This is a genomic window from Bradyrhizobium sp. BR2003, from assembly GCF_009720285.1.
GTDB lineage: Bacteria > Pseudomonadota > Alphaproteobacteria > Rhizobiales > Xanthobacteraceae > Bradyrhizobium > Bradyrhizobium elkanii.
In genome coordinates this window covers 1-5034 of sequence record NZ_SMYJ01000050.1, presented here as the reverse complement: position 1 = coordinate 5034, position 5034 = coordinate 1, and the positions used below count along the sequence as shown (strand labels likewise).

Here is a 5034-nt window from a genome sequence, read left to right as displayed (position 1 = left end):
CTCTGTGGATGGTGATGCGCCGACCGGTCGGAAAGCCGTGCAAAGCGGCAACGGCCCACGAGATTCCAACCCAAGGTGCTGTTTGCTGCCCTTGGAATCGGCTTTCCTCACTCTGCCGCTGTGCCATATTGCTTGCAGATGCGGCCTTCGCGAACGGATGACCCGGCAATGCCCCCTTCCCGCTCCGACATGGAGATCGAATTGAGCAAGCTGTCCTCGCCCCGGATCTTCCTGGTGCGGATGCTGGTATTCCTGGTGCTCTGCGGCCTGGTCGGTGTCGTGCTGTACAAGCAGATCGTCACCGCCTTCTTCGCCAATCCGGGGCTGAACGCCCTGATCGGGGCGGTGCTGCTGATCGGCATCATCCTGGCGTTCCGCCAGGTGATCCGGCTCTATCCCGAGGTCGCCTGGGTCAACAATTTCCGCATCGCCGATCCCGGCCTTGCGATCGAGCGCCGCCCGAGGCTGCTTGCCCCAATGGCCGCGATCCTGGGCGGCGAACGCTCGGGGCGGATGTCGATCTCGCAGCAGACCATGCGGCATCTGCTCGATTCGATCGCAACCCGCCTGGATGAAGCCCGCGACATCTCGCGCTACATGACCGGCCTGTTGGTGTTCCTCGGTCTGCTCGGCACCTTCTGGGGCCTGATCGAGACGGTCGGCTCGGTCGGCAAGGTGATCGACGGGCTCAAGGTCGGCGGCGACGCCGGAGCGCTGTTCGATACGCTCAAGGAGGGCCTCGCCGCGCCGCTCGGCGGCATGGGCATCTCGTTCTCGTCCTCGCTGTTCGGCCTTGCCGGCTCGCTGATCCTCGGCTTCCTCGACCTGCAGTCGAGCCAGGCCCAGAACCGCTTCTACACCGACCTCGAGGACTGGCTCGCCGGCACCGTGCGCGGCATTTCCGGCGATGAAGCCGGCGTTTCCGGTAACATGCAGGGCGCGATCGACCGGCTCCGCACCGCGCTCGAGGAAGGCGGCGGCGGCCGCAGCACCACGGCCGCGATGGCCAATCTTGCCGAGGCGATCCAGGGGCTGGTCGCGCATATGCGCACCGAGCAGCAGATGATCCGGGAATGGGCCGACGGGCAGGGCGAGCAGAACCGCGAGATCAAGCGCCTGCTCGAACGTCTCGCCCGCCAACCCGAGAAGAGCTAGAGCGTTTTCAAGCGAAGTGGATACCGGTTCGCGTGAAGAAAACGCGTCGAAACAAAAATCTGGAGCTTCGTTCCGATTCGATCGGAACGAAGGCTCCCGGGGAGCAAGCCCAAGGAGAGACCCATGGCCCTCGCCCGCTCGCGTCGTAGCGAATCCGGCTTCAACTATTGGCCCGGCTTTGTCGACGCATTGTCGACGCTGGTGCTGTCGATCGTGTTCCTGCTGTCGGTGTTCCTCGTCGTGCAATTCTTCCTGTCGCAGGAGGTCACCGGCAAGGACAAGGCGCTGGAACAGCTCACCGCCAAGATCGCCCAGCTCAACGACCTGTTGTCGCTGGAGAAGCTCTCCAAGCTGACGCTCGACGACCAGGTGGCGCAGCTGCGCGCCGGGCTTGCCTCCGCGGAAGGCGAGCGCGACCGCATGAAGGGGCTGTATGAGGGCCTCGCGAGTTCCGGCAGCGACGCGCAGGGCCGCGCCAACGAGCTCAACAAGGCGCTGGAGTCCGAGAAGGCCGTATCGTCGCGCGCACTGGCGCAGATCGAGCTGCTGAACCAGCAGATCAGCGCGCTGCGCCGCCAGCTCGCCGCGCTCGAAGAGGCGCTCGACGCCTCCGAGAAACGCGACAAGGAATCGCAGAACCGCATCGCCGATCTCGGCCAGCGCCTCAATGTCGCGCTGGCGCAGCGAGTGCAGGAACTGTCGAAGTACCGCTCGGAATTCTTCGGCCGGCTGCGTGCGATCCTTGGCAACCGTCCCGATATCCGCGTCGTCGGCGACCGCTTCGTGTTCCAGTCGGAAGTGTTCTTCGACACCGGCCAGGCGACGCTGCTGCCCGAGGGCAAGACCGAGCTCGAAACGGTCGCGAGCGCGCTGATCGATCTCGACAAGCAGATCCCGGCCGAGATCGCCTGGGTGCTGCGCGTCGACGGCCACACCGACGTGCGGCCGATCAACAGCCCGCTGTTCAAGTCGAACTGGGAATTGTCCTCGGCGCGCGCGATCTCGGTGGTGCAATACCTGGTCTCGCTCGGCGTGCCGGCGCAGCGTCTGGTCGCCGCCGGCTTCGCCGAATTCCAGCCGCTCGACACCGCGCAGACCGAAGAGGCCTACAAGCGCAACCGCCGCATCGAGCTGAAGCTGACGGAACGCTAGGAGGACGACGCCTGGCCAACCAGTCGTCATTGCCGGGCTCGACGGCGTTTGCGTGAACCCGTGGGACGGGCACACGGCACTATCCGGTCGTCGTCCTGGTGAAAGCCAGGACCGTAGCCACCGCACTTGATGATGAACGGGATCGCGGCCCCAGCATCGCGCAACAACTCTCATTTGGGGTAATGGGTCCGGCTTTCGCCAGGACGACACTGAGTGTGCGGCGCCGCTTGTGGGTCACACTGAGTTGCGATTCGGGTAAAGCGAAATGTTCTTTTGCGCGAGGAGCTTGCCATGTCGGGCAACTCAGATGTAAGGCGCCACGCTCCCGAACTTCAGGTCGGAATATCCGCAACGCGAGCCGTTGCCGCGATCGGTCGAGACCTCCATTTACACGGATATGTGCTTCCTGGCTGGCGAGGCGTCCGGAACGCATCAAATGCGGCTGGCGTTGTGTTGGTATCGCAATCTCGCGGACTTGGCGGATATCTCGTCTCCGTCGCGGCTGTGCCTCTCGCTCCAGCCTCACCGCGCCATCTCGGACCTGCGCATGTTCAAGACCAAATTCGCCATCGTCGTCGCCGCCGGCCTCATCCTCGCACCGCCCCAACTTCTCGCGCAGAACACCGGCGGCACCCCGTTGCCGCCCAGGCCGGGCGACCGCGCCGCGCCGTCGAACGGCGTCGGGGGCACTGCGCTCCCGACCCAGTCCGGCCAGCGCGTCGCACCGTCTTCCGGCACCGGCGGCGGCAGCGCCGCACCGGCGCTTCCGGGAGGCCCGACAGGCACCACCGGCAATGCCGACAACCCGCAGCGGCGATGACGTGAGCCAGCTTGCGTTAGAAGTCCTGGCGTCGGCAATTGAACGCGCGGCCGATGCGATCGGCGATGGTCCGCGCCGCACGTCCTCGAACATTGATCGATGAGCGCCGCGCTAGATCGCGCCGGCCGGCTCTGCGGCCGGTTCAACCGGCTCGACCTCGGCGGTCACGAATTTGAGCCCGTAGGTCTTGCCGCGACGCCAGACCACCTCGCAAGGGTAGCGCTTGGCGTGATCGGCGAGCAGCGTCAGCGCGAGGCGGTCCTTCACCTCGAACTCGACCTCGGTCGTGATCTTGGCGCCGCCGGGCGAGATGTCGACCACGGCGCATTCGCTCTCGGTCGCGCCATCATCGACCGTGATCCAGGCCGCACGATTGTTGAGCTGGCGCCGCGGTTCGCGGCTGACCTTGATCCGTGCTCCATTGCTCGCCATCGTCGCCGTCCTTGAAGCCATTGGTCATTGAAAGACATTGCACACCGCGCAGGTCGATCGACGCGCCCGGCACAGAACCGCAGCGGCCACAATGCCGCCCCCCCGTAAAGTCCGGCTTAGCGCGATCGCTTGAACTTTACCGGAATCTTGACCCGGCTTTTAGCGAACAGGGATTCTGCAATTCCATCAGCGGGATACCGGCCACATGCGCAGCCGCCGGCTTGACACGGAGACTGCACTCTTGGTGAAGTGGCGGCCGTGGCCTTGACCACATCCCTGCAACAAGAGCGCTTCAAGCCGCCTTTTCCGACGGAAACGACCCATGCTGATCCCCCTCGCCGACGTGCCGCGCTGGTATGCCGAACGCAAGCCCACGGATGCGATCGCCATCAGTCATGGCGCGGATGCGCTGACCTGGCTCGAGCTCGAGCGCCGCGCCAATGCACGGGCGCGCGCCTTCGCCGCCAAGGGCGTCAAGCCCGGCGACTTCGTCGCGATCGGGCTGCCCAACAGCAACGCGTTCTTCGAGACGACCTTCGCGGTGTGGAAGTGCGGCGCGACGCCGACCTCGTTGTCTTGGCGGCTGCCGCGCGGCGAGGCCGCCGCGGTGCTCGAGATTCTGAAACCGTCGCTGGTGGTCGGCGGCGAGGCCGACTGGAATGCGCCGAATTCGCTGCCGGTGAATTTCGTGCCGGATGGATTCTCCGGAGAGCCGCTCGATGCGCCGGTCGCGCGCTATTGGAAGGCGATGACGAGCGGCGGCTCGACGGGACGGCCGAAGGTGATCCTCGATCACAACCCCGCGGTGATCGAGACCACAGCCGAGGCGACGCTTGGCATTGCGCGCGACACCTCGCTGCTCAATCCCGGGCCGCTCTATCACAATGCGCCGTTCATCCTCTCGCACTTTGCGCTGTTCGGGGGCGGAAGGGTCACCGGCATGGTGAAGTTCGACGCCGAGGAGACGCTGCGGCTGATCGAGCGCGAGCGCGTGCAGTGGGTGAATTTCGTGCCGACCATGATGCACCGGATCTGGGCGCTGCCCGAGGAGGTGCGTAACCGCTACGACGTCTCCAGCCTGAAGATCGTGTTTCACATGGCAGCTCCGATGCCGCCCTGGCTGAAGGAGAAGTGGATCGAATGGCTCGGCCCCGAGCGGATCTGGGAGCTCTATGGCGGCACCGAGCGGCAGGGCGCCTGCGTGATCTCGGGCACCGAATGGATGGCGCACAAGGGCTCGGTCGGCAAGATCGGCGAGACGGCAAAGCTGCGGATCATCGGCGAGGACGGCAACGACGTCGCGCCCGGCGAGACCGGTGAAATCTATTTCCTGCCCAATGACGGCGCCGGCTCGACCTATCACTATCTCGGCGCAACGCCGAAGCGGCGGCCGGATGGCTGGGAGTCGCTCGGCGATATCGGCCGGCTCGATGAGGAAGGCTATCTTTATCTCGGCGACCGGCTCGCCGACATGG

Annotated in this window: 5 protein-coding genes; 4 read left to right on the top strand and 1 reads right to left on the bottom strand. The window is 65.4% G+C overall.

Features of this window, described 5'->3' with window-relative positions; translation table 11 throughout:
- Positions 1 to 168 precede the first annotated feature (168 nt).
- The 3 genes from E2I15_RS38070 (at position 169) to E2I15_RS38060 (ending at position 3127) form a co-directional block, all read left to right on the top strand.
- Positions 169 to 1155 carry a flagellar motor protein MotA gene (locus E2I15_RS38070; protein ID WP_137476846.1) on the top strand — a complete coding sequence of 329 codons (987 nt, stop codon included), beginning with the start codon at positions 169 to 171 and terminating at the stop codon, positions 1153 to 1155.
- 123 nt (positions 1156 to 1278) lie between these two features.
- Positions 1279 to 2307, top strand: a complete 1029-nt coding sequence (locus tag E2I15_RS38065) for a peptidoglycan -binding protein (protein ID WP_137476845.1) — start codon at positions 1279 to 1281, stop codon at positions 2305 to 2307.
- 436 nt (positions 2308 to 2743) lie between these two features.
- Entirely contained in the window at positions 2744 to 3127 is a 384-nt protein-coding gene (locus E2I15_RS38060; RefSeq protein WP_137476844.1) for a hypothetical protein, read from the top strand.
- Positions 3128 to 3238: 111 nt separating this feature from the next.
- On the opposite strand, the gene E2I15_RS38055 is transcribed toward E2I15_RS38060, so the two are convergent.
- Complete coding sequence (locus tag E2I15_RS38055; RefSeq protein WP_170991401.1) at positions 3239 to 3559, bottom strand: PilZ domain-containing protein; 321 nt, start codon at positions 3557 to 3559, stop codon at positions 3239 to 3241.
- 322 nt (positions 3560 to 3881) lie between these two features.
- Here E2I15_RS38055 and E2I15_RS38050 point away from each other — a divergent pair.
- Positions 3882 to 5034, top strand: a 1153-nt coding sequence (locus E2I15_RS38050) for an AMP-binding protein (protein WP_155262796.1), incomplete at its 3' end; no start/stop codon positions are given.